We start from the raw sequence: 26,471 nt of genomic DNA, 5'->3' as shown, positions 1-26,471 counted from the left end.
TTTAAATGAAATTACATTTCTTATATAATTTTTGTGCTATACTAAAAGAAAACGGTTTAGGAGTGATTATGTGCGGGTTTTGCTGATTTATTTCATAACTATTTTTCTATCCAATACAGTTGGGGCGCTCTCTGGGATGGGTGGAGGCGTCATTATTAAGCCTGTTTTGGATTTTCTTGGGTTCCATTCGTTAAATAGTATTGCGTTCTATTCAAGTGTCGCTGTTTTTGTCATGTCCATTTCTTCGACTTATAAACAGTATCAAAATGGTGTCCAAATTGAATGGAAAAAAGCCGCGAGTATTTCGTTTGGTTCCTTAGTCGGCGGCATGTTAGGTGATTTACTTCTTAATCAGGCGATTGCACTAGCACCAAATGAAGAAAAAGTACAACTAATCCAATATATCATCATGTTGCTGACCTTGGTTTTGGTTCTTCTCTACAATCAATTTTCCAACTGGCACTTACACCTCAACGGATTGAGCATTTTTCTGATTGTCGGATTAGGCTTAGGGATTCTATCAACCTTTTTAGGCATCGGTGGCGGTCCCATTAATGTAGCTTGCCTTATTCTCTTTTTTGGAATGGATATCAAATCAGCAACTGTTTATTCCATCATTACTATTTTTTTCTCCCAACTCGCCAAACTTGGCAATATCGGCTTGACCACAGGGTTTGCGGTTTTTGATTTGACAATGCTTTTGGCTATTATTCCTGCCGCTTTATTCGGTGGTTATGTCGGCGGTCTTTTCAGTAAAAAATTATCCCAACAACGGGTCGCCCAAATTTATAGTTTAGTTGTTTTTTTAGTTATTTTGTTAAATATGTATAATTTGTGGACTGTTATCTAAAAAAGAAGCGCTTTGTCTATACGACAAAGCGCTTCTTTTTTAATTAAATCACTGTTAATTTAACATCTATATTATTTCTTGTTGCTTTAGAATATGGGCAAATTTCGTGGGCTTTTTTAACAAGTTCTTCTGCTTTAGCTTGATCTACCCCATCAATATGAACTTCTAATTCAGCACCAACGCTAAATCCATCTTCTCCTTGGAATAAGGAAACACGTGCAGTTACTGTACTTTTACCTTCGACTTTTTCTTGATCCATCACTAATTCTAACGCACCGTTAAAGCAAGCACTGTAAGCCGCTGCGAATAATTGTTCTGGATTTGTTGTATTTTCTTTCTTGACACCTGGCGAAGCAACCGCATAAGAAAATGATTTATCCGGTGAGTGAACTTCTCCTGCACGTCCACCCGTATTAATGATAGTTGTTTCATAGATTTTTTTCATGTAAATTCCTCTCCTTTGTAAAGTTTTACACTTCTGAGAACTTGTTACTTACATAATTATTGTAGGAAACTTTGCCAGATACAGCAAACGTTGTGCTTGTGAATAATAAAAAATAACATTTAACGTTGTATTTTTGACGTAGAAAAAGAACCCATTCTATGATAGGATAAAGTGAACTTGTACATTTGTACACAAACTATTTTACAAAGGAGACTTTCCCTTGACACACTTACTTGATTATCAACCATTAAACCTCTACACAAACTATCAAGAAGCCGCAGAAAAAACACCAACTGTTCCAATTATTTTTGATGAATCTTTGCCTGCTTTTCCTGCACTTGGCTTAGAAACAACTTATGGTGAAAGCCATCAAGAAATTTTGAAACGGGCATATCAATTAGCCACTTTAGGTGTAAAAAAAGGCGACAAAATTATTATTTATAAAAGTCCTAAATTCGACACGTATTTACTAGCTGTTGCAGCCTCATATCTAGCAGCCGTTCCTGTAATGGTTTCATACCATTTACCTTTTGAAACAATTGAAGTATTCGTTGATCGTTTAGAAGATCCTTATATTTTATTTGATGATGTGACTGCTGAAAAAGTTCAAGCTGTTCGTAACAGCTCTGCCAATAAAAAACTTTCGGTTGCTTCTCTTTTAGAAGCTGATGCCACGGAAGTTCCTCAAGACGAACTGACTAAAGACGAAATTGCCTACATGACCCACACCTCTGGAACAACAGGTATTCCTAAACTTATCTGTCATTCCAATCACTCTATGGGTTGGCGTACAAAATGGCAAAAAACCATTTTTACAAAAATTGCTGAAAAGAAATTAGTTGGCTTTCATATTTCGCCAGTTCATTCTCGTTTTAACATTGGCGTGTCTTCTTTAATGGCCATGGGCTTCCCTATGATGCCTTTAGCAAACGCTTCGAGCGAAAAAGTCGCTGAAATGTTCAGCACCTATCAACCAATCGCTGTAGAAACACACCCCAATAACTTCGTTCAATGGGTTCGTTTGGCCAAAGAAAAACCTGAAGCTTTCGCTAGTGTCCATTATTATCATTCTACTTTTGATGCAATTAACAACGCTACAATGGTGGCTTTCTTAAAAGCATCTGCTGCCAATGAACCAATTTTCCTACAAGTTTATGGACAAAGTGAATGCGGGCCAATGATCTTACGAGCGCATACTTTAGAATCTCTAAAAGATTCAGATGCTCGTGACATGGGTGTTGGTTTAGAGGATTTAACACAAGCTCGAATTACTGATGAAAAAGGACAAGTTTTACCTGCGATGACGGACGGCCATATCCAATTTTTATCAAAAGGACGGGCCTTAACATATTACAAAGAAGATGCCCGCTTTGCAGAAAATGTCTACGGCGAATGGTGGGACAGCGGCGATTACGGAATGTTAGATGAACGCGGCCACTTATTCTTGAAAGATCGCCAAGTAGATCTAATTGAAAACATCGACAGTAATTTAGCTATTGAAGATCATTTATTGGATGCATTAGATTTCTTAGAAGAAGTGATTATTGTCCGTGGCAAAGAAAATGAACCTCAGCCAATTTTAGCGGTTGTCCCTGGGGAAGAAATGGATTGGGACGCTTGGTGGACACAAGTAGCCGATTTACCACATTTAAACGAACCTATCATTATGGCTTTTGATGAAATCCCTCACACAGCTACTATGAAAGTGCAACGTTTACAACTAGAAAAATGGTTAAAAGAACAATAAAATAAAATTCTTTGTTAAACAGTGTTGGTCAAAAGAACGTTTAGATTAGCATTGTAGCAAGTGGAACAGAAAGCTAAAAAGTTAACTCGTTGTAGGTTATCTTAAGTTTTAAAAAGAGGGGCAGCCATCGTTTTGACGGCTGCTCCTCTTTCTTTTGCCTACCGTTAATTAAATCCTTTTTGTGAAGAGCTTGACATGGGATGGTTCCCACAAATTATACTTAGCTTATTCAAAGAATGGAGTGAGCAAGTATGAAAATTTTAATTAAACAAGATTTCGACACGATGAGCGAATGGGCAAAAATGTTACTTCTAAGCACGATGAGCCAAGATAAACGAGTGAATTTATCAATTACCGCTGGCAAAACACCAGCACTTGTTTACCAAAAATTAGCCTCGATTGTGAAAAACTCATCTGACTTTGATAATGTTCATTATTATAACTTTGATGAAATCCCCGTTCCTCATCAAAAGGAAGGCATTACTCTGACAGATTTGCGGACGCTGTATTTGACACCTGCGGAAATATCCGAGCAAAACATCCATCCATTAACTGTGGAAAACTTTCAACAACAAGAACAACGGATTGCTGACGCAGGCGGCTTAGATTTGATGTTAATTGGCTTAGGAGCAGATGGTCATTTTTGCGGGAACATGCCCACTACCACTCATTTTAAAAATGAAACCTACCAAGTGACCGTCACTGGTTCAGAGCCTTGGTTTGTTCCTGAAATGATGCAGCCAGGCATGACCTTTGTTACGATGGGGCCAGCCAGCATCATGAAAGTTAAGCATCTTGTCCTAATTGTAAATGGTGAACAAAAAGCTCAGATGGTCAAACAAGTGCTCCAAGGACCTGTCACAGAAACGTATCCTGCCTCTATTCTTCAACTCCATCCAAATTTAACGGTTCTCTTGGATGAAGCCGCAGCGAGTCAATTAGAAAAATAAAAAATTGCGCCTAGATTATGCTTCTCTGCATAGTCATAGGCGCAATTTTGTTATCATTACATGATTTTTTGATACTGACTGTATTTTAGCAAATTCGTCTGGGAAAGTGTAACACCAATACCAAGTCCCTGAGGCACGGTCATTGTCCCTTGCTCTAAAATAAAAGGTTCCGTGATGATATCTTCATAAAAATAGCGTTCCGTGGCTGAAATATCACCTGGAAAGGAAAAGGTAGGCTGTGACGCAAATTGCAAATTCAATGCGCGTCCAACACCAGACTCAAACATGCCACCTAACCAAACCAATAAATTATTTTCTTGGCAAAATGTGGCAATCTTCAACGCCTCGTGAATCCCACCTACACGAGGAATCTTCAAATTGATACTACGGCAACTACCCAATGCTAACGCCACTTGGCAGTCTTTGAGACTACGAATATTTTCATCCAAACAAATTCTTGTTTTCAGTTCTCTTTGTAATTGTGCGTGATCTAAAAAATCATCTGCAGCAAAAGGCTGTTCAATCATCGCTAATTGATAGTGATCTAAACGTTGCAATTGAGGCAAATCTGCCAATGTATACGCTGAATTTGCATCGACCATTAAAGGCAAGTTAGGAAAATGCTGACGAATCAAAGCAACGGCTTCCACATCATAACCGGGACGAATTTTCAGCTTCACTCGTTGATACCCTTTTTCTACAGCTAACTGAACTTGTTTAAGCAATTGAGGTAAGTCTTCTTGAATCCCTAAACTAATCCCTACAGGAATTTTCCTCCGCGTTGGTCCAAAAAATTCAGTTAAACTCTTCTGTTGCCGTTTGGCATATAAATCCCAGATGGCAGTTTCTAACGCAGCTTTTCCCATCCAATGCCCTTTAACTTCTTCAAAAATTGTTGAAACCTCTTGCGGCTGTTCAAGCGCTTCTGTTAAAAGTAACGGAATTAAATGCTGTTGGATGATGAAGCGTTCGGTTACCAACGTTTCTTGCACATAATCAGGTTGCTCAAAAGCCACTAATTCGCCAAACCCTTGATTTCCTTGCTCATCCGTTATTACAAATAGATCAAACGCTTTTTCTTCCAAGCGACCATAGCTCGTGACAAACGGCGTTTTTAAAGGCAAACGAACCTGATAGGTTTCAATTGATTGAATGTTCATTCAGACGGCTCCTTCCAATAACGCTGTCACCTTTTCATAGAAAATCGTTGGTTGTTCTAAATGGATACAATGTCCTGCTTCAGGAAAAATTGTCAGCCTCAACAACGGTTGACGTGCCTGCATTTTTTTCGCAATTCCAATAAATTTTTGATCTTCGCCGCCTACCAATAAATCGGTAGGAATCGGCTGCAATTCTGCTAGACGTTCCCAGTAACTCTCTTGCGCTCCTGTGCCCATATACCACAAACTACTAGCCAATCCAAAGGCCGATTGGCTCAAACGTTCCTGACGAATGGCCATTTGCTGTGCCACAGACAAGGCTTTTTGCGTTTGAAATAACGGTAATTCTTGCCAAAAATCAATAAAATCCACCAGCGGTTCCTCTAAGAGACGTTCCGCCAAACGATGATCTTGACAGATACGAGTCTGACGTTCTGCGACGGTGGCCAAACCTGGTGACCCACTTTCCAATAAAAGATGCTGTACCTTTTGTGGATAATGTAATGCAAAACCTAAAGCTGTTCGAGCGCCCATTGAATAGCCTAATAAACAAAAGCAAGGCAAATTTAGCGATTCGGTTAGTTCAGCAAGATCATGGCAAACCTGTTTCATGGTATAACGCTCTGGTGCTACCAAACTAGCAGTCGCGCCATGCCCAGGTAAATCAATGCCTAAAACGTTATAAGGTGTTTGACTGGGAAAAACGGCTGCAAACGTGGCTAACGTTCCTGTGAAACCGTGTAAACAGACTACTGTCGTTCGCTTTGCATCAAAAGGTGTTAACCATTGATAATGGTACTGCATCCCCCGAATTAACCGTTCCATGAAATCCCCTGTCTTTCTACTCGTCTACCAATTTCAGCTAAAATTGATTCATACAAATGAACATTCTCTTGGCGATTTCCTTTGACTTCTATCACTTGAAATTGTGGTTCTTCAGCCGCTGTTTGTAAAATTTGCTTGAGCTCCGCGATTGTTTTGACTTCTTGATACGAAGCACCGTAAAGTTCAGCAACTAACGAAAAATCTAAATCAAGCGGTGTTCCAAATAAAGGCTCGAAATCGTCCTCACGTAAAGTTCGTTGAGATAGAAAAGAGAAAATCCCGCCACCATTGTTATTTAATAAAACAATTGTTAACGGCAACTGATAACGTTTAGCCAAAAATAAACCATTCATATCATGATATAGCGCTAAATCACCAATCAGTAGAACGTTTTGCTGTGTCGGTGCTACGGCACTCATTCCTAAAGCAGTTGAAACAATCCCATCAATCCCGTTGATGCCGCGATTTCCAAACATCCGATAAGGGCGACTATCCATAAATCGATCTAAGTAGCGGATAGCCATACTATTAGATACAAATAACTGACCGTTCTCTTTCATTGTTTGGTGAACAGCTAAGCTGGCTGTTGTTTCATTTAATTCTGTCGCGTTCAGCGTTTCTAGAAGAACTTCAGAGACCGTTTTTTCTAGCAAGAGCCATTGTGCTAACCAAGTCGCTTCTGTTGATTTGACAACCGTTAGCAGTTGTTCTACAAACGTGGTTTCCTTTGCCTGAATAACTGTTTGTGATTTTTTCAATTGCTCTTGCCATTGCCCATTTTCGTCCACAAAATAAAAAGTAGTCTCTGTCGTTGCTAAGCGTTTCAACCATAACATGATGTTTTTAGAAATTGGCAGCGAACCAAAGCGCACTACCACTTCTGGTTCTTGTGGCAAGGTCGCCACATTTAGAAACAGATCACTATGTGCAATAACAACTTCACTATTTTGCCCATGTGTCACAATGTTTGCTAAAGGATCCGCTAGTAACGGCCATTGCAAAGCTTCGGCTAATTGAATAAATAACGCCGCTTCTTCCTCTGTATGACTGCCACCGACAACCAAAACGCCGTTTTTCTGGTACCATTGATCCGCTAGCTGTTGCACTTGTTCTGTAGAAAGGATTGATTGACCAGCGAATAAAGCCGTTTGTTGAGAACTCTTTGTTTTTCTCTCTAAGTCAGGTAATAATGGTTCCCGCAAAGGAAAATTCAAATGAACAGGTGCTGCAGGCGTTTGTTGCGCGAATGCTGCTCCTTTAGCGCCTTGCCAATAGGCGTAATTCAACATCTCTTCTGTTGCTTCTGGCAAAGCCATTTCAACAAATAATTTCACGTGATTTTGATACATTTGTAATTGGTCCATGGCTTGAGGAGCACCAACTTGACGTAACTCATGCGGCCGATCCGTTGTTAAAACGACTAAAGGCACATGGCTAATATTGGCTTCACAAATTGCTGGATAATAGTTTGCAGCTGCTGTTCCAGAGGTACAAAGTAAGACCACTGGTTTTTGACTCGCTTTACTTAATCCTAAAGCAAAAAAAGCAGCGGAACGTTCATCGACATCGACAAAAGTTTGGATTGCGGTTTCCCGATGAAGTAATAAAGCCAGTGGTGTGGAACGGGACCCTGGACTAATGACTGCTTGTTCAACCCCACTATTTTTTAAGCCTTCAATAAAGGCCGTTAAATAATCGGTCATTGTTTCTTGATGATTCATTAAACCTGCCCTCCAATTCCTCGTAACATCGGTTGAAATTTTATTTTCGTTTCTTCTCTTTCTAGCTCTGCTTGGGAATCCGCAACAATACCACAACCTGCATAAAGAACGCCTTGCTGACCAGCAAAGACACCTGAACGCAAGGCCACAGCGAACTCGCCACTATCATCATTCCCTGAAATCCAACCGATTGGCGCACCATATAACCCACGACTCCCTGGCTCATATTGTCGAATCCATTCGACTGCCAACTCTTTGGGCTCACCACCTAAAGCTGGCGTTGGGTGTAACTGCATCACACTTTCCAAGAACGAAATTCCCGGTTTACGTTGACCCGAGATTGGCACATAAAGATGTTGTACATCTCGATTTTCCAAAATAATGGGTGCTTGAATACTGTTTTCAGAAGTCGTCATCTTCGCCAACTCTTTCGCTAAACGTTCCACCACAATTTGGTGTTCTCCGGTATTTTTGCGGTCTTGTAAAAGTTGTGCTCCTAAAGCTTTCGTTTCTTCTGGTGTTTGACCCGTTTTAATGGTTCCTGCAATACAAGCGGTCGCAAACGTTTCTTTAGTACCCAACAGAAGTCGTTCTGGTGTTGCACCAATGAAACTTGTGTCTTTGGCTTCTAAAGCAAACAAATACGTATTTTGTTGTTGTGCCATTAAATTAACGAGCACTTGGTTACTTCGAATTTTTTCAGGACTGCTCACAGCAAGTTGTCGAGCCAAAACCACTTTTTTTAAAGGGCCATCTTCTCTTAAGACTGCTACTGTTTCGTTGACAGCTTGTAGCCATTCAGTCACGGCAACTTCTTCCTTGTCAATCTTTGTTTCCGCTACAGCTGGCAATTCCTCACAGGTAGCTAACAAGCGATCAAACTGAGCCACCAAAGTCGACCAACGTTCCTCGACTTCTTGTTCACTAGAACCTGAAAAGTTCAGCGTTCCATAAATACGTGAACCTGAAAAAGTAAATAGAATACTTGGTAGATAAAACCAACCTTCCCCTAACTCTCCCCAGGCCTCAGTAGGCGTTTGTTCTGTATCAAAAGGCAAACCGCCAAACAGAAGGGCCCCCGTACCAGAAATAGACATATTTTGAAAACGAGTTGCCGACTCTTTTTTTAAAAAGTTGTTCAATTGATGCGTTTCTGTTTCTGCGCCTTTTAAGATAGTTTCATATCCGAAGCCAACCAAAGCAAAATCTTTTTTCGGTGTTTGCCAAAAAAAACGTTCTCCTTGGTATGCCTTTTCACCAGCGGCAAAAATTGCCAAGGCTGTTTGTTCTGTTTCTAATGGAAAAACCCAACTGAACTGACGGGCATTCTTCTGATAGGCTTGTCGTAATTCATCAGGCAATTTCATCTGATTAAAAACGCCTCTCTTTCTTCTGTCATGAAACGATGTTTGGCAATCTTTCCACTTGCTGTTTGCGGGAAAGAATGACAAAAATAAATGCGTTTCGGTCGTTTATATTTTGCCAGTTTTCGTGAACACTGGTCTTGAATTTGCGCTAAGGTGAGTTCTTGGTCACTAATCACATAAGCAACTGGGACGGCTCCCCATTGCGCATCTGGTTCTCCTACAACTGCCGCTGCTTTAATTCCTGTTATCGCCTGTAACACCTGTTCAACCTCAGTGGGGTAAATATTTTCACCACCAGAGATAATGAGTTCACTTAAACGACTAACCAAATACAGGTAACCTTGTGCATCTAAATAGCCCATGTCGCCTGTTTTAAACCAATCATCTGCTGTCCATTTTTCAGGTTGACGCTGGTTAAGGTAACCTGAAACAACGTTTGGTCCCTTAAGTAAAATTTCCCCGACTTGCTTTTCTGGCTGTTCTTGTCCTAGTTCATCAACAATTTTGATCTGCATATCTTTTAACGGTTGTCCAGCAGAGCCGATTTTCAGTGCCGCATCTTCAAATTTCAAGGCAACAACTTGCGAACACGTTTCCGTCATCCCGTAAGATTGAATGACTGGAATCCCTTTTTCCTCACACTGCGCTAATTTATCCGGAGCAATCGGTCCGCCGCCTAATAGCATTCCTTTAAAGCTGGCTCTGTAGCCAGCTTCAGGATAGACAGACAATAATTGTTGCAACATTGTCGCAACCACTGAAATGACGGTTCCATGGCCTTCTTGTAAATCTTGTGTCACTTGCTGTTCATCAAATTTATCGTAAAGGCGAATACTACAACCTAAGACGAGTTGTCGAACAACAATCGACAATCCGCTAATGTGAAATAATGGGACTGCACACAACCAACAATCTTCAGCAGTAATCCCCATATTTTCTTGAGTGCCTCTAGCACTGGCCAAATGATTTTTAAACCGTTGCAAGACCCCTTTAGGCTGTCCTGTAGTTCCAGATGTATACATAATAGAAGCCACCGACTCTAAGTCACTTGGCTGTTGAAACTCCTGATGTGAAAGACTATGCTGTTTTTTAACCATTGGCTGAACGTCGACAAAAGAAATCTCCTCTAACAAAGCCTGCGTTTCAGGCGCACCAATAATCGTTTTAACTTGCGCATCTTTTAACTGAAAAGTCAGTTCAGCAAGTGTCAAATGCGTATTTAAAAATAATAACTCTTTCCCCAATTCCCATAAGGCTAGAATTGAAAAATACAACTCTTTGCTGTTCTTACTGAATAAAGCCACACGTTTTTCTTCTGGTGCAAGCACCTGTTGATATGTGGCTACCCAATGGCTGACTTCTTGTTGCACTTCTAAAAACGTCCAAGATTCATCCTGAAAATAAAAAGCAGGATGATCGGGACGTTTTTGTACTTGTTTATTTAACCAAGTCATTGGTTTATGGGAATTTAGGGAATTGATCGAAATCTGGTGTCCGTTTTTCTTTAAATGCATCTCGGCCTTCTTGTGCTTCAGCCATTGTATAGTAAAGAAGTGTCGCATCACCAGCTAATTGTTGCACACCAGCCAAGCCATCTGTATCGGCATTTAAAGAGGCTTTAATCATCCGTAAAGCAATCGGGCTTTTGGTTAACATTTCTTCTGCCCACCCCATTGTCACATCTTCTACTTGATCCAATGGAACAACTGTATTAATCCAGCCCATATCTAAAGCTTCTTGAGCAGAATACTGTTTACACATAAACCAAACTTCTTTCGCTTTTTTATGGCCGATAACGCGCGCCAAGTAACCTGAGCCGTATCCACCATCAAAGCTACCGACATTTGGTCCTGTTTGCCCAAACTTAGCATTTTCAGCCGCAATTGTTAAATCACAAACTAATTGTAAAACATTGCCGCCGCCAATGGACCAGCCTTTCACCATTGCGATTACTGGTTTGGGAATGACACGGATTAACCGTTGTAAATCTAACACATTTAAACGTGGAATGTTGTCTTCGCCAACGTACCCACCATTACCTCGAACTTTTTGATCGCCACCAGAACAGAATGCTTGGTCACCTGCGCCTGTTAAAATAATAACCCCGACATCTTCTTTATCACGACTAATGTTGAATGCATCAATCATTTCCATGACTGTTTTTGGTGTGAATGCGTTGTGAACATGCGGGCGGTTGATAGTAATTTTTGCTACTTTGCCTGCTTGCTCAAATAAAATTTCATCATATTCTTTAATTGTTGTCCAGTTTCTCATTAGGAAACCTCCTTCATTAATCTCATCTTTTCTATTATACACAAGAATCGGCACTTTAGAGAAAAAGTCGCTTGAATTTTAAGAAAAAACATGGCTATTTCAAATTTTCTTCATTCCTGTATAATAAATAAAAAACCTTTTATTCTCTCTTTTATTAGAAAGGACTGATTACTATTCATCTTTTAGAGTATTTAGGCATCACGATTCAACAGGTTTCTGCTGAGAAATGTCAGCTTACTTTAACGGTAAAAGACGTGCATAAACAACCCTATGGCCTTGTCCACGGGGGCTTAAACGGCGTCTTAATTGAAACTGCCTGTAGTTTAGGTGCGAACGAAAACGTTCCTGAAAACACTTTTGCTGTCGGCATAGACTTACAAGTAAATCATCTTCGTAGTGTCCATGATGGTAGCCTTACCGTGATTGCGACACCCGATCACTCGGGAAAGACCCTTCAAGTTTGGGAAGCAAAAATATATAACGCAGACCACCAATTGACGAGCGTGGGGCGTTGTACCTTAACAAATCGACAAAAAAAACAGTAATCTTTACAGGTTACTGTTTTTTTGTTTATGGTTTTTAATAAGTAATTAGATTACTTCGTTTATTTAATTTTAGTACCAACCATTTGCTAACCAGAATGATTTAGCTGCATCCCATGAACCATAGCGACCTGCTACGTACTGATCTGCCACGCGTTCTTGGTTGGCAGGTGAATAGTCACCATTTAAATAAGAGGCAGATAATTGGTAACGACCGATATACTGACCGTTTGTTGCATCGTAAGAACCACTAGATTCACGTTGTGCAATCCACTCTTTTGCATCACTGCTTGCGGCAGGTGCTGCTGGTTGCGCTACTTCTTGAGCAACAGGTTGTTGTACTTCTTGTTGTACTGGTTGTGCAACAGGTTGTTCAACTACTTGTTGAACTGGTGCAACTTCTACAGCTGGTGCTGGAGTATTAGCAACTTCTTTTTCTGAACGAATAACTAATTGTTCTCCTTCAAAAATTAAATCAAGGTTTGGCAATTTGTTATCAGAAGCAATTTTTTGAATTAAGCTATTGTCTCCTGCAAATTGATGAGAAATTGTTGATAAAGTATCTCCTGCTTTAACTGTATATAAGCTTTCTGCGTTTGCGTCTGTTCCTAAGAATAATCCTAAACCTGCGGCCAAAGTTGTTCCAAGTAAAATCGTTTTGATTGATTTCATGTATGTTTCTCCTTTGTAATTAAAAATATTTGATTGTTGCTCTTAGCTCTCGGCAACAACCACGTCTGCTTCGCTTTATCGAAACGACTTCACATACTTTATCATCGAATGGCCGGCCGTAGGTGAATATCTCGTGACAATTTATTACTAGAATGTCGGTTTTGTTACATTTTGTAATAAAAAGCTGCTGGAAGCTTGATATTATCCTGTTTATATTTTGCGAAAAAAAGTTAAAAAAACAGGATTTTATTTTTGAGAAACCGTTTTCTAACCCTTGATTAGCCATTAAATGTCGGTTTTTTTACATTCGTTTCAGTCAAAAAGTAACAAAATGTTAAAGATACTAGACATGAGAATGTTTTTTTCAAAAACTCACGCCTAAAAAGAACAAGTGTTTTCTTTGAATTTTTTTATCATTCACTACTTTTATTTTTCCTTCTATATATATAGATAAATTTTTTGTCGTATTCATTTTTCGATTCTGAAAAAACACTAAGCACTTCCTATTGAAACAAAAAGAGTTAAACAAAAAAATCTTATATTTTGCTTGTTATTTATTCATTTTAATCTTATTCAAAAAAAGAACAGCTAAAACGACTGTGAAAACAAATTATTGAAAATAAAGCAGAATAAATATTCATTTTCATCATAATTCACGAATAAAAAACAAACAATCGCTCGAACGCTTGTTATTTAAAAACATAATCAGTTTTTTTTCTTTCTATTTTCCAATCTATGAGTAATAAAATATATGAATCTACATTTAAGTCATTTTATTATCAAATATTCTGAATATTATAAGAATTGGAGTTTTATCTATGAGTGACAAAGAACAACTTGAGAAATTAGACAAATCCTTTCTGGGACAACCGAAAGGACTAGCAACACTGTTCTTCACAGAAATGTGGGAACGTTTCAGTTACTACGGCATGCGTGCTATTCTAATGTATTATATTTACGATACCGTAGCCAATGGCGGTTTAGGTCTCCCCAAAGCAACTGCCTTAGCCATCATGTCCATTTATGGATCAATGGTTTTCATGTCCAGTATCATTGGCGGTTGGGTCTCTGACCGTGTCTTAGGTTCAAGGAAAACTGTTTTTATTGGTGGTTTGTTAATCATTGCTGGACATATTGTTCTCGCTACCCCATTTGGTGTCCCCGCCTTATTCGTTTCTATTATGTTGATTGTGTTCGGGACTGGGATGTTAAAACCAAACGTTTCAGGGATGGTTGGCCATCTTTATTCAAAAACTGACTTACGTAGAGATGCAGGCTTCTCCATTTTTTACATGGGGATTAATATCGGAGCCTTAATCGCTCCCCTTGTTGTCGGAACTTTAGGACAAGAATATAATTATCATTTAGGCTTTTCAGTTGCCGCAGTAGGGATGTTCTTCGGGCTACTACAATATTATTTCCAAGGACGTAAATCTCTGGCTGGAATTGGTCAGGCCCCAACTAATCCAATGTCTAAAGAAGAGCAAAAGAAATTTGCTAAAGCATTTATGTTGGCAATTGTCGTTGCTTTACTTATTTTTGGTGGCGCCTATGTCACAGGACATTTAACAATTGATTTCTTTATTAATACCATCAGCGTGTTAGGAATCCTGTTACCAGTTTATTATTTCAGCAAAATGTTAACGTCTAAAGATGTCACTGCTGAAGAAAAACCAAAAGTTCTGGCTTACTTGCCATTATTCTTAGCAGCAATTGTTTTCTGGTCATTGGAAGAACAAGGTTCGTCTATTCTTGCTCTATTTGCAAATGAACGGACGCAAACGAGTTTGTTTGGCTTCCCGATTGCCGCTAGCTGGTTCCAATCATTAAATCCTGTATTCGTAGTTATTTTGACCCCTATTTTTGTTACATTATGGACAAAACTAGGTAAACGTCAACCATCAACAGTTGTGAAGTTTTCACTAGGGCTAGTCTTTGCTGGTCTTTCCTTCGTCTTATTAATGTTGCCAGGTCTACTTTATGGTACCGAAGGACGGGTGAGTCCACTTTGGTTATTCTTTAGTTTCTTCATTATGATTGTCGGAGAAATGTGTTTATCTCCCGTTGGCTTATCGATTACTACAAAATTAGCACCGAAAGCTTTCGAAGCTCAAACCGTTGCTATTTGGTTATTAGCAGATGCCGCTTCACAAGCCATTAACGCTCAAATTGCTCGTTTCTATACACCTGGAACAGAGTCAGCATATTTTGGGATTGTCGGACTTGTAGCTGTCGTTGCCGGGATTCTCTTATTCATTGTGAAAAAACCAATCCAAAACTTAATGGGTGACGTCCGTTAAACCGTCAAAAAAGTTGCCTTTCTCTTTTTTGAAAGGCAACTTTTTTATACAGCGTTTTGATAACGTTTTCATCAAGTGGTATACTAAGTAGAAGGAGGACGAGGACATGCGTTACTTAATTGGCGGTATTTTTTTATTGATTAGTATCTGGCAATTCATTGTTACTGGACGGACATTTTCCTACTTAAAGAAAGAGGGCGGCAAAAGAACCTCACCATTTATTCTGTTAGGACTATGGAGTAGTTTAGTGTTTGCTATTATTTCATTTGCTGTGGCGATTGCTTCTTTCTTTTATGTGAGTTTTTAAGGCAAGTATATTTTATATTTTGTCTTATTAAGCAACGAAAAACATCTCAAAAAATCGAGATGTTTTTGTTGTACATTTTTATCTAAATAGAATGATATTGCGAAACTTTTTGATAGGCACTTGCTATTTTTTCAAATGGTGTTTCCTCAAAAATAGTGAACAGTCCGGGCTTATGTTTATTCAGAAATTGAATGGTTTCTTTAAGAGGTACCTGCCCTTCGCCAATGGCTACCGGAAATATCTGCTGATTTCTTATAATGAAATCTTTCAAATGAAAAGCAACGATTTTTTCACCAAAACACTCAAACGCTTCTTCTACTATTTCCAAATACGTTTTATCTATATCCACTCGAATTAAGTTGGTAGGATCCAAAATAATGCCTAAATTAGTTGAAGCAACCTCGTCAATCAATCGTTGCATTTTTTCAATTGTATGAATTGGATGATTGATTCCTGGTTCAATCCCAACAATTATCCCATACTTTTCAGCTTCTCGACATAATCTTCTAACAGAAAATAAAACTTCTTCGTAGGCTTCTTCTGTATAATTATCTTCAGTGTAATAAATCGTTTCATATATACTGCCTGTTTCAGTTGCAACGATTTTTGCCCCAAACATTGAAGCGTAACGAATGTATGTTTCAAATTGATGAAGTCGTTTTTCTCGCTCTTCTAAATCTGGATGAATCAGATTAATATAACAACTTAGGACACTAATCGTAATCTTTTCATCTTCGAAAATATTCTTCAATTGGCTTCCTAGTCCTGGAGATAGAACAGCAGCACTTGCATATTCTGGATAAGAAATACCTAAGGCAAATTGAATTGAAGTTATGTTCGTTTCAGCAATTTTTTTAGCCAATTCCACAGGAGATATTTTGGTGCCAACATCATGGGCACGTACTGCAAGTGTCAACATTTTATTCAAGCCTCACTTTCTTGATAGATTCTTCGTAATGATCAAAATGAATGATCTGATTATTCTTATGTTTCACCAAAAATTCTTTCGGTGTCATATTAAACTCTTTTTTAAAAGATTTCAAAAAGTGTGGATATGATTTAAATCCACATTTCAGGTAAACATCACTAGCACTGCGATATTCTTTTAATAACTGTTTAGCGTAAAGTAGTTTCTTTTTCAGCACAAATTGATGGAAAGTAAATCCTGTATGTTTCTTAAATTCCCGCGTTACATAATACTTAGTCACAAAAAAATTTTTTTCCATCTGTTCTAAGGTTAATGGTTGATCCAAATTTTGAGAAATGTAGGTAATCATTGCTTCAATTCGTTCATTTTCAATCATTTGTTTTGGTTGGCTCTCATTCTCTTCTTTCAGAACTAATTGATTTAAGTAAATTAAAAAGTCTAACAGTTGTTGTTCATAACGAACATCCGCACCATATTCTTCTGGCAAAGGAGAATGATCTAACGGGGTCAAGTAGTTTGCTAATTTTGCTACATCCACTTTGATAACTTTACTACGACGCTGACCAAAATGTTGAAAACAAGCAGACAAGTTTGTCCGTTTACTAGATCGTTGTTGTAAAAAATCAGGTGTTAAAAAAATATACATCCGTTCAAAATTATCAGTACTCTGCTTAATAATTCGATGTAAATCATGATAATGAATGAGTAAAACGGTCCCTGCTTCAACATCAAATTGATGTCCATCTAAAAAGAACGTTGCTACCCCTTTTAACGTACAATGGACTTCATAAAAATCGTGGTAATGATAGATGGTTTTTTCTGGACTGACCATATCTTTTACATGAAAGATCTCATATTGATCTGAAATCATACTATTTACTTGTGATTTCCGGATTTCTTTTACACTCTTCAACAAGATTCACCTCTTTTTTTAGAAGTTAACTATTTTTTGAATAAACAGTTACAGCTAATGTTGGTACAATTTATTTCTTTCTGGAACAGCCGTTACCACAAAGGCTTTCTTTGTAAGTTCTAGAACAATCCCTTGAAATCAACTCTACTCAAGTAAGTTGTTTTGTGTACAATCATACGATTCACTATAACAAACTGTTCTATTTTAAATTATAGTTCAAAAACTTTTTTTAATTCAGCCGTCACTGGCGAGCAATCAGGATTTGTTTCCATAATATCTTCCATATAGTTCCACCATTTTTGATTGATTGGTGTCAGTGCTATTTGCTCCCAGCGAGCTTCATCTTCTATTTCTAAATAACCAAAAAGTGTACTGGTTTCAGTATTTAAAAAAATTTGATACTTAATTACCCCATGTTCTTTCAGCATTTGACGCATTTCTGGCCATAACTTCTCATGACGTCGTTGATATTCGGCATGTTGATCAGGATATACTTGCATACAAAAGGCTTTTTTTATCATAGCTTTCTCCGTTTTGATACTTTCTCTTCCAAATAGCCAACTTTCGGTGTCACACCAAACGCTTCTGCTAAGCGCCATAAATCTGCATCTGAAATTGTTTGGCGAACGCCTCCTTGCGCACAAACATAAGTGTACACTTCAGCGGCTTTTTCAGCAGTTTCAATTAAACCAAATACTTCATCCATATCACGGCCAGTACCATAAATACCATGTTGCGGCCATAAAACCAAACGAGATTCTTTCATTTTTTCAGCCGTTGCTACACCAATTTCATTCGTTCCAGGAACCAACCATGGAATAATACCAACACCGTCTGGAAATACTACTAAACATTCGGTACACATTTGCCATAATGTTCTAGTAAAGACTTTTTCATCTAATTCGTGAGTAAAACTCATTGCTAATAAATGACTCGCATGATTATGCATGACAATGCGATTTTCTGGATCAACAGCTAAACGAGCAATATGGCTCATAAAATGGCTAGGTAATTCACTCGTTGGCACAGCTTCATCTTCTAAGCCCCACAATAGTTCTAATTCCTGGCCATTTTCACTAACTCGTAAGATCCCTAAGTTTTCGCTTGGTGCATCACAGACATTTTTAAAATATTTTCCTGAGCCTGTCACGATAAAATATTTTCCTGCTAATTTCGTTGCATCAAATTTCATTGGAATCTTTCGGAGCACTTGTGTTGGATTTAGAAAAGGTAAAATCTCCTCCTCTTTTAATAAATACGAAATATTTCCGCCATTTCGTTCATCCCAACCTAAACGATATAAATTTTTGGTCGTTTTGACCATTTCTTCCACAAATGGTGCTTGTAACACGTTCATTTTTTTCATTTTATAAGTTCCTCTCGTTTGTTAATTTTATGAAAAACGACAACTATCTTTACCTGTTGGCAATTGACGAGTTGGTAAAATCACTTTTTCGTATTCTTGAACATCCGTTAACCAATCTAAGCCGATAGGTACGTGATTTTCTTGACAGTAGTAGTTCCAGATATCGGCAAATGGAAAGTCTTTTAACTCTTCCGTTAAGGCTAAACGTGTGGTAAAATCTCCTATCAATTCAGCTTCTTTTAAGACGTTTGTTGGCTCAAGCATCGCTTTCATTAACGCTTTTTGTGTATTGCGGGTGCCAATCACCCAAGCGGCAACACGATTGATTGTGGCATCAAAGAAATCTAAGCCCACGTGTGTTTTTCCTAATAAATCATTGCGAACTAACTCCTTGGCAATTTCTTGCAATTCATCATCCATAATGACAACGTGGTCACTATCCCAGCGAACTGGACGACTGACATGTAATAGCATTCCTTCGCCAAATAAGGATAATGAAGATAACTTATTAGAAATCACTTCTGTTGGATGAAAATGACCAGCATCTAAACAAATTAATTTATTCCGCGTTAAACCGTAGCCCATATAAAATTCATGAGACCCAACTGTATAGGCTTCTGAACCAATCCCAAAGAGCTTACTTTCCACTGCATCAACTGTATAAGCTGGATCAATTTCCTCTGAAAAAATTTCATCTAGCGAAGCCATTAGCCGCTTTCTCGGCGTTAAACGATCAACTGGGTTATCTTTAAAGCCATCTGGCACCCAAAAGTTATTGACAGCTACTTGTCCTAATTCTCTTCCAAAATATTCAGCAATTCTTCGTGAACGTTTCCCATGCTCAATCCAAAAGTCTCGAACTTGCGGATTCGGATGAGCTAAAGTAAAGCCATCGCGGTACATTGGATGCGAGAAAAAGGTTGGATTAAAGTCCAATCCTAAGCCATTTTCTTTTGCCCAAGTCACCCATGGTTCAAAATGCTTTGGTTCCAGTTCGTTTAAATCCACCCTTTCCTCTGTGTCTAAATAAATAGCATGCAAATTCAATTTGTGTTTTCCTGGAATTAAAGAAAACGCTTTTTCTAAATCTTGACGTAGTTGCTGGGGACTTCGAGCAACGCCTGGATAATTCCCTGTAACTGAAATACCGCCAGAAAGTTCATCCTCACTTAAGAAGCCTCTCACATCATCTCCTTGCCACACATGCATTGAAATTTTGACATCAGCCATTTTTTCCAATACAGCTTCGGTATCTACGTCAATACTAGCATATTTTTCTTTCGCTTCTTCATATTTTTGTGTAATGGTTGTCATAATGAGCTCCTTTTCATAAATGCTTGATAGCGATTTTTTATTGTTGAATCAATTGGATTTGCTTGATAGATTTCCGTGGGAAAAGATGTTTGGATACAAGTACGAGCTGCTGGAATATCTTTAAGTTCACCTGTTGCAATCATCTGCATCAAAAGATTACCTAAAGCAGTTGCTTCCCCAGGTCCCGCTTTCACTGTAACATTAGCAACATCAGCAGTTAGCTGGTTCAATAAACGATTATTGGAACCACCACCGACAACATGTAAAGTTGTAATTTTCCGTTCGATTCCTGTTAATTGAGCTAATTTTTCTAGTTCTACGCTGTAACACAATGCTAAATTATCATAAATACAACGAGCGAGTTCACCAGGGCTTTCAGGAACTGTTTGTTGTGTTTCACGGCAATAGGCTTGTAATTCAGTAATCATATTTCCCGGATTTAAAAAACGAGGATCATTTACATCAATAAATTGTTGAAATGCTGGTTCTTTTTCAGCTAAGGCGGCCAATTCAGCATAGCTATATTGGTAGTTTTGGTGCCGTGCCACTTCTTGAATTAGCCACATACCCATAATATTTTTTAAGAAACGAATTGTGTTCTGGGCGCCCCATTCATTCGTGTAATTTTCTTGGAAAGCTTCAGCAGAAATTGTTGTAACAGTCGTTTCAATGCCTAATAAAGACCAAGTACCACTGCTAATGTACGCCCAGTCATCGCCAATGCCTGGCGTACCTAAAATTGCTGAAGCTGTATCATGACTAGCTATCGTAATCAACGTTGCATTTGGTAAATCATAGTCTGGAAAAGCCGCTGTTTGCAGGTCGCCTAAAATCGTGCCTGGCTCTACTAATGTTGGAAATAGTGTTTCATCAATTCCTAGGAAATCCAGTAATTCACTTTCCCATTGTTTCATTCCAGCATTCAACAGTTGCGTGGTGGAGGCGTTGGTGGCTTCGATGACTGCTTTTCCAGTAAAGACATAACCTAAGTAATCAGGGATTAACAACAATTGGCTGGCTGCAGCCAAACGTTCCTTTTCCTCTACAAATAACTGAAAAATGGTATTAAAAGGTTGAACTTGAATCCCCGTTTGTTGGTACAATTTTTCTAATGAATAGCCTTTTGAAAAATTTGTTACAGCTGCTTCTGTCCGTCCATCTCGATAAGCAATCGGTTCGTCCAAAAGTTGTCCAGATTGATCCAGCAGACAATAGTCAACACCCCAAGTATCAATTCCAATAAAGCATTCCTTGATACCTAATTGTTTAACTTTTTGCAGACCAAGCAGTAACTCATGAACTAAACTAGCCATATCCCAACGTTGATACCCATCTTTTTGATGAAAACCATTTTTAAAACGATGAATTTCTTCTATTGTTATCTGACCATTCGCTAAGCGTTGACTTTTCATTATGCGACCGCTAGAAGCGCCAATATCAACCGCTAAATAGGTTCGTTTTTCAACTTGTTCTTTTTTCACTTTGTTGATAGTTGTCAATCCTTTCACTATTTTTATTTTTTTGTACGTTAGACTAACTTTATGTATTCATCATAAACAAAAAATAGCGCTTTCACCTCTCACAATTTTGAGATATAATTGTACTATCTTGGTAATTAGGAGGTTCTTATGGATTATTGGGAAAAAGCCGACTACTCTTGGTCAGACGATTCTAAGCGACATATTTTGACACCTAGCAGCAAAAGTCGCACACTTTTTTATTACATACAGGAAATTGGACAGTTTAAAGCCTCGCGCCCTTATTATACGGAGCGGGCACATTTACCATCATACTTAATTAAATTCACGCTAAATGGTACTGGGGAATTACGCTATCGTTATCATACATACAGCTTACAGAGAGGTGATTTATTCTTTATTGACTGTCGGGATTATCAATACTATCAAGCAACCAGCGAAGAGCCTTGGGAAATGGACTGGATTCATTTTGAAGGAGGAAATTCTGGTGCTTTTTTCCAAGAATTTATGAAAAATGGTTCACCAGTTTTCTCCACTAATCAGCTTCCAGAAGATAATCCTATTCATTTAATCATTCAGCAATTATTACAATTACAAGATTTACAACATGCGCAAACTGATTACCAATCTTCCGTCTTAATTCATCAATTACTGAACGAATTATTGTTGCAAAAGTATCGTCAAGACTTTACCTACGAAACGATTCCATCATTGGTTTTGGAAATGAAAGCTTACATTGATCAACATTTCAAAGAAACAATTTCTTTAGAAGACTTGGCTCAACTCTTTCATTTAAATAAATATCAATTGAACAAAGAGTTCTCCAAATACATTGGATTACCGCCAATTAAATATCAAATTAGTAAAAAAATTTCTTATTCAAAAGATTTACTACGCTATTCTAATCAAACAATGAAAGAAATTGCTGTAGATGTTGGTTTAGAAAACTATGCCTACTTTAGTCGATTATTTAAAAAGCGAACTGGATTAACTCCTAGTCAATACCGTAAAAGTGGCTTCTAAAAAATCTCTCTATGACACATAATGTCATAGAGAGATTTTTTATTTCTATGCCTCCTAAACTCAATATTTTATAGTAAATTACCAAATCTAGTTGATTGAACAACTTATATTTCGCTCAATTGGGGTTGTTAGACAATTTGTATTGAATTAAGAAATTAGATTTGGTAACCACATGACAAGTTCAGGTACATATGTGATTAAAAGTAAAATTGCTAAGATTACCAGATAAAATGGAACTAGTGGTTTCAGCATTTGCTCAGCTTTAACACCCCCAACACTAGCACCAACATATAATCCTGTTCCAACAGGTGGTGTAATTGAACCAACACACAAGTTCATAATCGCAAATAAACCAAAATGAACTGGATCCACCCCAACATTCATAACAATTGGTAAAAAGATTGGCGTAAAAATCAAAATAGCTGGACCAACATCCATAAACATTCCCACAAACAATAGGACAACGTTTACTAATAGTAGAATTAAGTATTTATTGTCTATGATTCCTAAAATAGCTGTACTGATTGCTTCTGGTATCCCTGTAAAAGCCATCGCAAAAGACATCATTGAAGAAGTTGCCAACAAGAACATAATGGTTCCACTCATCAAGACAGCCTCTTTTAACATTTTAGGTAAATCGTTTATTTTCACTGTTTTGTAGTAAAACATTGAAATCAATAATGAGTATGCGACAGCAATTGCTGATGCTTCAATCGCTGTAAATAACCCCGTCAAAATACCGCCAATAATAATGACAATTAACAATACACTGGGAACCGCTTCTCGCAGAACCTTGCTGACTTCTCCTTTTTTTGCTTTTGCCACAGTAGGATAATTATGACGTTTTGCAATAACATAAGCTACCACCATAATTCCTAACGCCCACAAAGAACCTACCAAATAACCTCCTAAAAATAAAGAAGAAATAGAGGCCCCACCAGCCACCAATGAATACATAATAAACGCTGTACTTGGTGGAATAACCATTCCTGTAGGAGCAGAGGCAATATTTACAGCCGTTGCAAATTTCCGATCATAGCCCTCATTTACTTGTTGCGGAATTAGTACGCCACCAATAGCAGTCGATGCTGCAATTGCAGAGCTAGAAATCGAACCAAATAATGCGTTCCCTAACACATTAGTATGTGCTAGCGCGCCGGGAACACGACCAACAAATAACATAGAAAAATTTACCAACTTTTGGGCAATTCCCCCATTATTCATAATCACACCAGAAAAAATAAAAAACGGAATTGCTACGAGAGAGAAACTATTTAAACTAGAGACCATTTTTTGAGCTGAGGTAAATGCAGCTGCTTCAAAAGGAATTACTAATAACAATGTTGCAATTGAAGATGCCGCAATGCTCATACCAATTGGCATACCAACTACCAATAAGACTGCAAAAACTACAAATAAGATAATGCCTGCTTCTAAAGCCATATTTTTACTCCTATTCTTTTTCTTCTATAAACGCATTAAGAATCTTTTGATTGCGTGAATAACTCTAGCAAATTCATCAAACTATAAATAAACATCAAAACACCTGCTACTGGAACGGCTAAATAGACATAACCCATAGGAATTGCCAAAGATGGTGAAATTTGTCCTAACGTAATTACTACACCATTCCAACCACCAAATATCATAATCACTCCTGCAAAAAGTAGGAACAACAATTGAACAATAAATTCTAAAAAGCGTTTTTGTTTCCCTTGTAATTTTTCACTTAACAAAGTTACTGCTAAATGTCCCTTTTTTCCAACCACATAAGCAGAAGCTAACATCGCCAGCCAGACCAATGCAAAGCGAACAAATTCTTCTGTTAAGGTACTAGGATTTTTTAACACTGTCCGGGCAAACACTTGGTACAAAACGACCAAAACCATTGCAGCAAGAATGATTGATCCAAGTATTTCTAAAAGTCGATTTAAAAATTTTCTAAAACCTTTCATAATTACCTCCTTAATTAGTCCGCCAACTGTCGAATAGCCTGATACAGTTCGCCATGTTCTGAGCTATTTTTGAATGATTCATGCAACGGTTGAACAAGTTTTTGGAATGGTTCACTGTCTACTTGATTGAACACAACACCATATTCTGCTTGTGCTTTTTTCTTTTCTTCTTCAACCGCTTCTTTAAAGACCGTTTTTTCAAAAGCGGTCGATTCTTTTGCTGCTTCTTCAATCGCTTGTTCTTGTTTCGCTGTCAAACGTTCTTTTGTCCCCTCGTTCATAATCACAATATCTGGCACTCGAGTATGCTCATCATAAGAATAATACTTAGCCACACCGCCATGGCCAGCTGTATATAAAACGAACTCATTATTCTCTGCACCGTTGATTAGATTAGATTGTAGAGAAGTATATACTTCCGAACTACCCATAGGTACTGGCGAACCCCCTAAAAGTTCTACCATTTTGATGGCGGTTTCACTTTGCATGACCCGAATTTTTTTACCTTTCAAATCATCTGGAGATGTAACAGGCCCTTTGCTCATATAAAAACTTCGTTGACCAGAGTCATAATAAGTTAAACCAACAAATCCTAATTTTTTTGTAGAATCATACACTGGTTGCATTAGCGCTTGATTATCCATTACTTTAAAAAAATGTTTTTCATTATCAAAAATATACGGAATGGCAAATACAGAATAATCTTTAGAAAAACTTTCTAATGCTGATCCACTGACCTTTGCAAAATCAATTGCACCTGTTTGTGTTAATTCAATTAGTTCTGTTTCTCCCCCTAATTGACCATCTGGAAAGTATTCAATTTGAACTTTACCATCTGTTTTTTCCTCTACCAATTCACCGAATTTCTTCATAGAATCGATAACTGGTTGGCTATTACTAGCATACGCATAGCGCAAGACTACCGTATCATTTGCCGAAGCTTCTGTTTTGCCGCAACCACTTAGCAACTGTAATCCTGCCAATACCATAACTGCTGTAAATAAAACCTTTCTTTTTTTCATGAACTTTTCTCCTTACTTTTCTAGCAATAAGAAACAAGCAATTCAGTCAAACATAGGATTGTTAATGATTGACCATAAGGCATCGCTGTCATTCCAATTGTGCGATAAAAATCTAAATTATCACCCATTCCTGTACCAACTGACACATGTTGTACTTCTCCCGTTTCATCAATCTTATTTAGTAAGCCAGCAATTGCTTTGTTTGCCACTTCTTCATATTCAGAAGAAATATATTTTTTATGAACCGCTTTTAAAATCCCATAAGCGAATCCCGCTGTAGCAGAAGATTCTAAATACGAATTTGAATCATTAATTAATGTATGCCATAAACCAGATTCATCTTGGTATTTCGCTAAAGCTGCCACTTGCGCATTGAGGGTACTTAATAAAAATTCCCGTAAACTATCTCCTTTTGGCAACTCTAAGATTTCAATAATTTCTGGAATAGCAATCGTAATCCAGCAGTTCCCTCTTGCCCACAGTGCTTCCGCATAGTTATGATTTCCCTCAAAAGTCCAACCGTGATACCATAGACCACTTTTTTTATCTTGTAAATATTTAATATGGATTAAAAATTGATGCTTTGCTTCTTCCAAATAATCGAGTCGATTCAACAACTTACCAATTTTTGCCAAAGGTAAGACAGTCATCATTAATGTATCATCCCATAATTGATTTTTATTTTCTGGTCCATATGTCGCATGTTGCAAGCCCCCTTCATTCGTTCGGGGCATTTCTTCCATCACCCATTCCGCCCATTGCTCTAAGTAAGGTATATATTTAGAGTCTTTAGTGTCTTCATATAGATAAGCCATTGTTAAAAGCGGAGCCATCGTATTCACATTCTTAGGCGGCGCGCCTTCTTGCATCCGACCTTCAAACCAGTCGTTAACTACTTGTAAAGCTTTTTCACTTTTAGTATTTCGATAATTCTTATATATACCATACAACCCAACGCCTTGCGGCCAGTTCCAAATCGTCCAACTTTTGTCATCAACTTTTAAACCATCAAAATCTAACAGAAATTCACCTGTGTTATCTTTAATCGTTGTTAAATTTCTAATTAATAAGTCAATCGTTGTTTCTACTGTATCTTTTGGTATGAATTGTTCCTGTTTAATAATCATCGGCAATCAAAACTCCTTTTCCATCCCACTAGCGCAAATGAAACGCTTTCATTTTTTTGTAATTTTAGTTTAGCAAGGAATGTTAGCAAATTATATAGTTAATCTTGACGAATTACTGTCAAAAATTGACTTTTTTTAAAAATTAGATACGGTTTTTACCAATTCAATCAATGAGTAAATAACAA

The 26,471-nt window shown here is 37.9% G+C and carries 25 protein-coding genes; 7 read left to right on the top strand and 18 right to left on the bottom strand.

Annotated elements, in window-relative coordinates; translation table 11 throughout:
* The first annotated feature begins 79 nt into the window (after window positions 1-79).
* Complete coding sequence (locus tag PYW42_RS01775) at window positions 80-850, top strand: sulfite exporter TauE/SafE family protein (protein WP_255067470.1); 771 nt, start codon at window positions 80-82, stop codon at window positions 848-850.
* 43 nt (window positions 851-893) lie between these two features.
* Here the strand turns inward: PYW42_RS01775 and PYW42_RS01770 are convergent, their stop codons facing one another.
* A complete protein-coding gene (locus PYW42_RS01770) occupies window positions 894-1,295 on the bottom strand; it encodes an organic hydroperoxide resistance protein (RefSeq protein ID WP_002355332.1) in 402 nt (133 codons plus the stop codon).
* Between the two features lie 220 nt (window positions 1,296-1,515).
* Here PYW42_RS01770 and PYW42_RS01765 point away from each other — a divergent pair, with 220 nt between their 5' ends.
* Together PYW42_RS01765 and PYW42_RS01760 are read left to right on the top strand one after the other, a co-directional pair.
* Window positions 1,516-3,042: an AMP-binding protein gene (locus tag PYW42_RS01765; protein WP_002355329.1), complete on the top strand. Its 1,527-nt coding sequence runs from the start codon at window positions 1,516-1,518 to the stop codon at window positions 3,040-3,042.
* A 251-nt stretch (window positions 3,043-3,293) separates the two neighbouring features.
* Window positions 3,294-3,992 carry a glucosamine-6-phosphate deaminase gene (locus PYW42_RS01760; protein WP_002355326.1) on the top strand — a complete coding sequence of 233 codons (699 nt, stop codon included), beginning with the start codon at window positions 3,294-3,296 and terminating at the stop codon, window positions 3,990-3,992.
* 56 nt (window positions 3,993-4,048) lie between these two features.
* On the opposite strand, the gene menC is transcribed toward PYW42_RS01760, so the two are convergent.
* Genes menC through menB form a run of 6 tightly spaced genes read right to left on the bottom strand, consistent with a single transcriptional unit; the run spans window position 4,049 to window position 11,393 of the window.
* The gene (gene menC, locus PYW42_RS01755) at window positions 4,049-5,152 is read right to left on the bottom strand and encodes an o-succinylbenzoate synthase (protein WP_002355325.1); all 1,104 of its coding nucleotides are present in this window, start codon (window positions 5,150-5,152) and stop codon (window positions 4,049-4,051) included.
* Window positions 5,153-5,977 carry a 2-succinyl-6-hydroxy-2,4-cyclohexadiene-1-carboxylate synthase gene (menH, locus tag PYW42_RS01750; RefSeq protein ID WP_002363009.1) on the bottom strand — a complete coding sequence of 275 codons (825 nt, stop codon included), beginning with the start codon at window positions 5,975-5,977 and terminating at the stop codon, window positions 5,153-5,155. It abuts the gene before it with no gap.
* Window positions 5,965-7,698 (bottom strand): 2-succinyl-5-enolpyruvyl-6-hydroxy-3-cyclohexene-1-carboxylic-acid synthase, encoded by a 1,734-nt coding sequence (menD, locus tag PYW42_RS01745; protein ID WP_002355323.1) that lies wholly within the window; start codon window positions 7,696-7,698, stop codon window positions 5,965-5,967. The genes menH and menD overlap by 13 nt, the downstream gene beginning before the upstream one ends.
* Window positions 7,698-9,065: an isochorismate synthase gene (locus PYW42_RS01740; RefSeq protein ID WP_002363007.1), complete on the bottom strand. Its 1,368-nt coding sequence runs from the start codon at window positions 9,063-9,065 to the stop codon at window positions 7,698-7,700. Before PYW42_RS01740 ends, menD begins: the two co-directional genes overlap by 1 nt.
* Window positions 9,062-10,519, bottom strand: a complete 1,458-nt coding sequence (locus tag PYW42_RS01735; RefSeq protein ID WP_002363006.1) for an o-succinylbenzoate--CoA ligase — start codon at window positions 10,517-10,519, stop codon at window positions 9,062-9,064. Before PYW42_RS01735 ends, PYW42_RS01740 begins: the two co-directional genes overlap by 4 nt.
* A gap of 4 nt (window positions 10,520-10,523) precedes the next feature.
* Window positions 10,524-11,393: a 1,4-dihydroxy-2-naphthoyl-CoA synthase gene (gene menB, locus PYW42_RS01730; RefSeq protein WP_002386093.1), complete on the bottom strand. Its 870-nt coding sequence runs from the start codon at window positions 11,391-11,393 to the stop codon at window positions 10,524-10,526.
* Window positions 11,394-11,503: 110 nt separating this feature from the next.
* On the opposite strand from menB, the gene PYW42_RS01725 reads away from it, so the two are divergent.
* Window positions 11,504-11,884 (top strand): PaaI family thioesterase, encoded by a 381-nt coding sequence (locus PYW42_RS01725; protein ID WP_002355318.1) that lies wholly within the window; start codon window positions 11,504-11,506, stop codon window positions 11,882-11,884.
* Window positions 11,885-11,953: 69 nt separating this feature from the next.
* On the opposite strand, the gene apf is transcribed toward PYW42_RS01725, so the two are convergent.
* The gene (gene apf, locus PYW42_RS01720) at window positions 11,954-12,553 is read right to left on the bottom strand and encodes an aggregation-promoting factor (RefSeq protein ID WP_002355317.1); all 600 of its coding nucleotides are present in this window, start codon (window positions 12,551-12,553) and stop codon (window positions 11,954-11,956) included.
* Window positions 12,554-13,371: 818 nt separating this feature from the next.
* Between apf and PYW42_RS01715 the strand changes: the two genes are divergently transcribed.
* Together PYW42_RS01715 and PYW42_RS01710 are read left to right on the top strand one after the other, a co-directional pair.
* Window positions 13,372-14,853 (top strand): peptide MFS transporter, encoded by a 1,482-nt coding sequence (locus PYW42_RS01715; RefSeq protein ID WP_002355315.1) that lies wholly within the window; start codon window positions 13,372-13,374, stop codon window positions 14,851-14,853.
* A 106-nt stretch (window positions 14,854-14,959) separates the two neighbouring features.
* Window positions 14,960-15,160: a hypothetical protein gene (locus PYW42_RS01710; RefSeq protein WP_002355314.1), complete on the top strand. Its 201-nt coding sequence runs from the start codon at window positions 14,960-14,962 to the stop codon at window positions 15,158-15,160.
* An 82-nt stretch (window positions 15,161-15,242) separates the two neighbouring features.
* On the opposite strand, the gene PYW42_RS01705 is transcribed toward PYW42_RS01710, so the two are convergent.
* From PYW42_RS01705 to rhaB, 6 genes are all read right to left on the bottom strand, one after another.
* Window positions 15,243-16,079, bottom strand: a complete 837-nt coding sequence (locus tag PYW42_RS01705; RefSeq protein ID WP_002355313.1) for a sugar phosphate isomerase/epimerase family protein — start codon at window positions 16,077-16,079, stop codon at window positions 15,243-15,245.
* Between the two features lies 1 nt (window position 16,080).
* A complete protein-coding gene (locus PYW42_RS01700) occupies window positions 16,081-16,959 on the bottom strand; it encodes an AraC family transcriptional regulator (protein WP_002355312.1) in 879 nt (292 codons plus the stop codon).
* Between the two features lie 251 nt (window positions 16,960-17,210).
* Window positions 17,211-17,522, bottom strand: a complete 312-nt coding sequence (rhaM, locus tag PYW42_RS01695; RefSeq protein WP_002355311.1) for an L-rhamnose mutarotase — start codon at window positions 17,520-17,522, stop codon at window positions 17,211-17,213.
* Window positions 17,519-18,367, bottom strand: coding sequence for a rhamnulose-1-phosphate aldolase (gene rhaD, locus PYW42_RS01690; protein ID WP_002363003.1), 849 nt, complete (start codon window positions 18,365-18,367; stop codon window positions 17,519-17,521). The genes rhaM and rhaD overlap by 4 nt, the downstream gene beginning before the upstream one ends.
* A gap of 27 nt (window positions 18,368-18,394) precedes the next feature.
* Entirely contained in the window at window positions 18,395-19,681 is a 1,287-nt protein-coding gene (rhaA, locus tag PYW42_RS01685; RefSeq protein WP_002355309.1) for an L-rhamnose isomerase, read from the bottom strand.
* Complete coding sequence (gene rhaB / locus PYW42_RS01680; RefSeq protein ID WP_002363001.1) at window positions 19,678-21,189, bottom strand: rhamnulokinase; 1,512 nt, start codon at window positions 21,187-21,189, stop codon at window positions 19,678-19,680. Before rhaB ends, rhaA begins: the two co-directional genes overlap by 4 nt.
* 120 nt (window positions 21,190-21,309) lie before the next feature.
* Between rhaB and PYW42_RS01675 the strand changes: the two genes are divergently transcribed.
* Window positions 21,310-22,182 (top strand): helix-turn-helix domain-containing protein, encoded by an 873-nt coding sequence (locus tag PYW42_RS01675; protein WP_002363000.1) that lies wholly within the window; start codon window positions 21,310-21,312, stop codon window positions 22,180-22,182.
* 147 nt (window positions 22,183-22,329) lie between these two features.
* Here PYW42_RS01675 and PYW42_RS01670 read toward each other — a convergent pair whose 3' ends face one another.
* From PYW42_RS01670 to bglB, 4 genes are read right to left on the bottom strand one after another with little or no spacing between them, the layout of a single operon-like run.
* On the bottom strand, window positions 22,330-23,625 hold the full coding sequence (locus tag PYW42_RS01670) for a TRAP transporter large permease (RefSeq protein WP_002411307.1): 1,296 nt from the start codon (window positions 23,623-23,625) through the stop codon (window positions 22,330-22,332).
* Between the two features lie 35 nt (window positions 23,626-23,660).
* Complete coding sequence (locus PYW42_RS01665) at window positions 23,661-24,137, bottom strand: TRAP transporter small permease (RefSeq protein ID WP_002355305.1); 477 nt, start codon at window positions 24,135-24,137, stop codon at window positions 23,661-23,663.
* Between the two features lie 14 nt (window positions 24,138-24,151).
* Entirely contained in the window at window positions 24,152-25,159 is a 1,008-nt protein-coding gene (locus tag PYW42_RS01660) for a TRAP transporter substrate-binding protein (protein WP_002358408.1), read from the bottom strand.
* A 20-nt stretch (window positions 25,160-25,179) separates the two neighbouring features.
* The gene (gene bglB / locus PYW42_RS01655; RefSeq protein WP_002403811.1) at window positions 25,180-26,286 is read right to left on the bottom strand and encodes a beta-galactosidase BglB; all 1,107 of its coding nucleotides are present in this window, start codon (window positions 26,284-26,286) and stop codon (window positions 25,180-25,182) included.
* Window positions 26,287-26,471: the final 185 nt, after the last annotated feature.

The sequence above is a fragment of the Enterococcus faecalis genome, from assembly GCF_029024925.1.
GTDB lineage: Bacteria > Bacillota > Bacilli > Lactobacillales > Enterococcaceae > Enterococcus > Enterococcus faecalis.
This window is presented reverse-complemented; position numbering and strand designations above follow the sequence as displayed.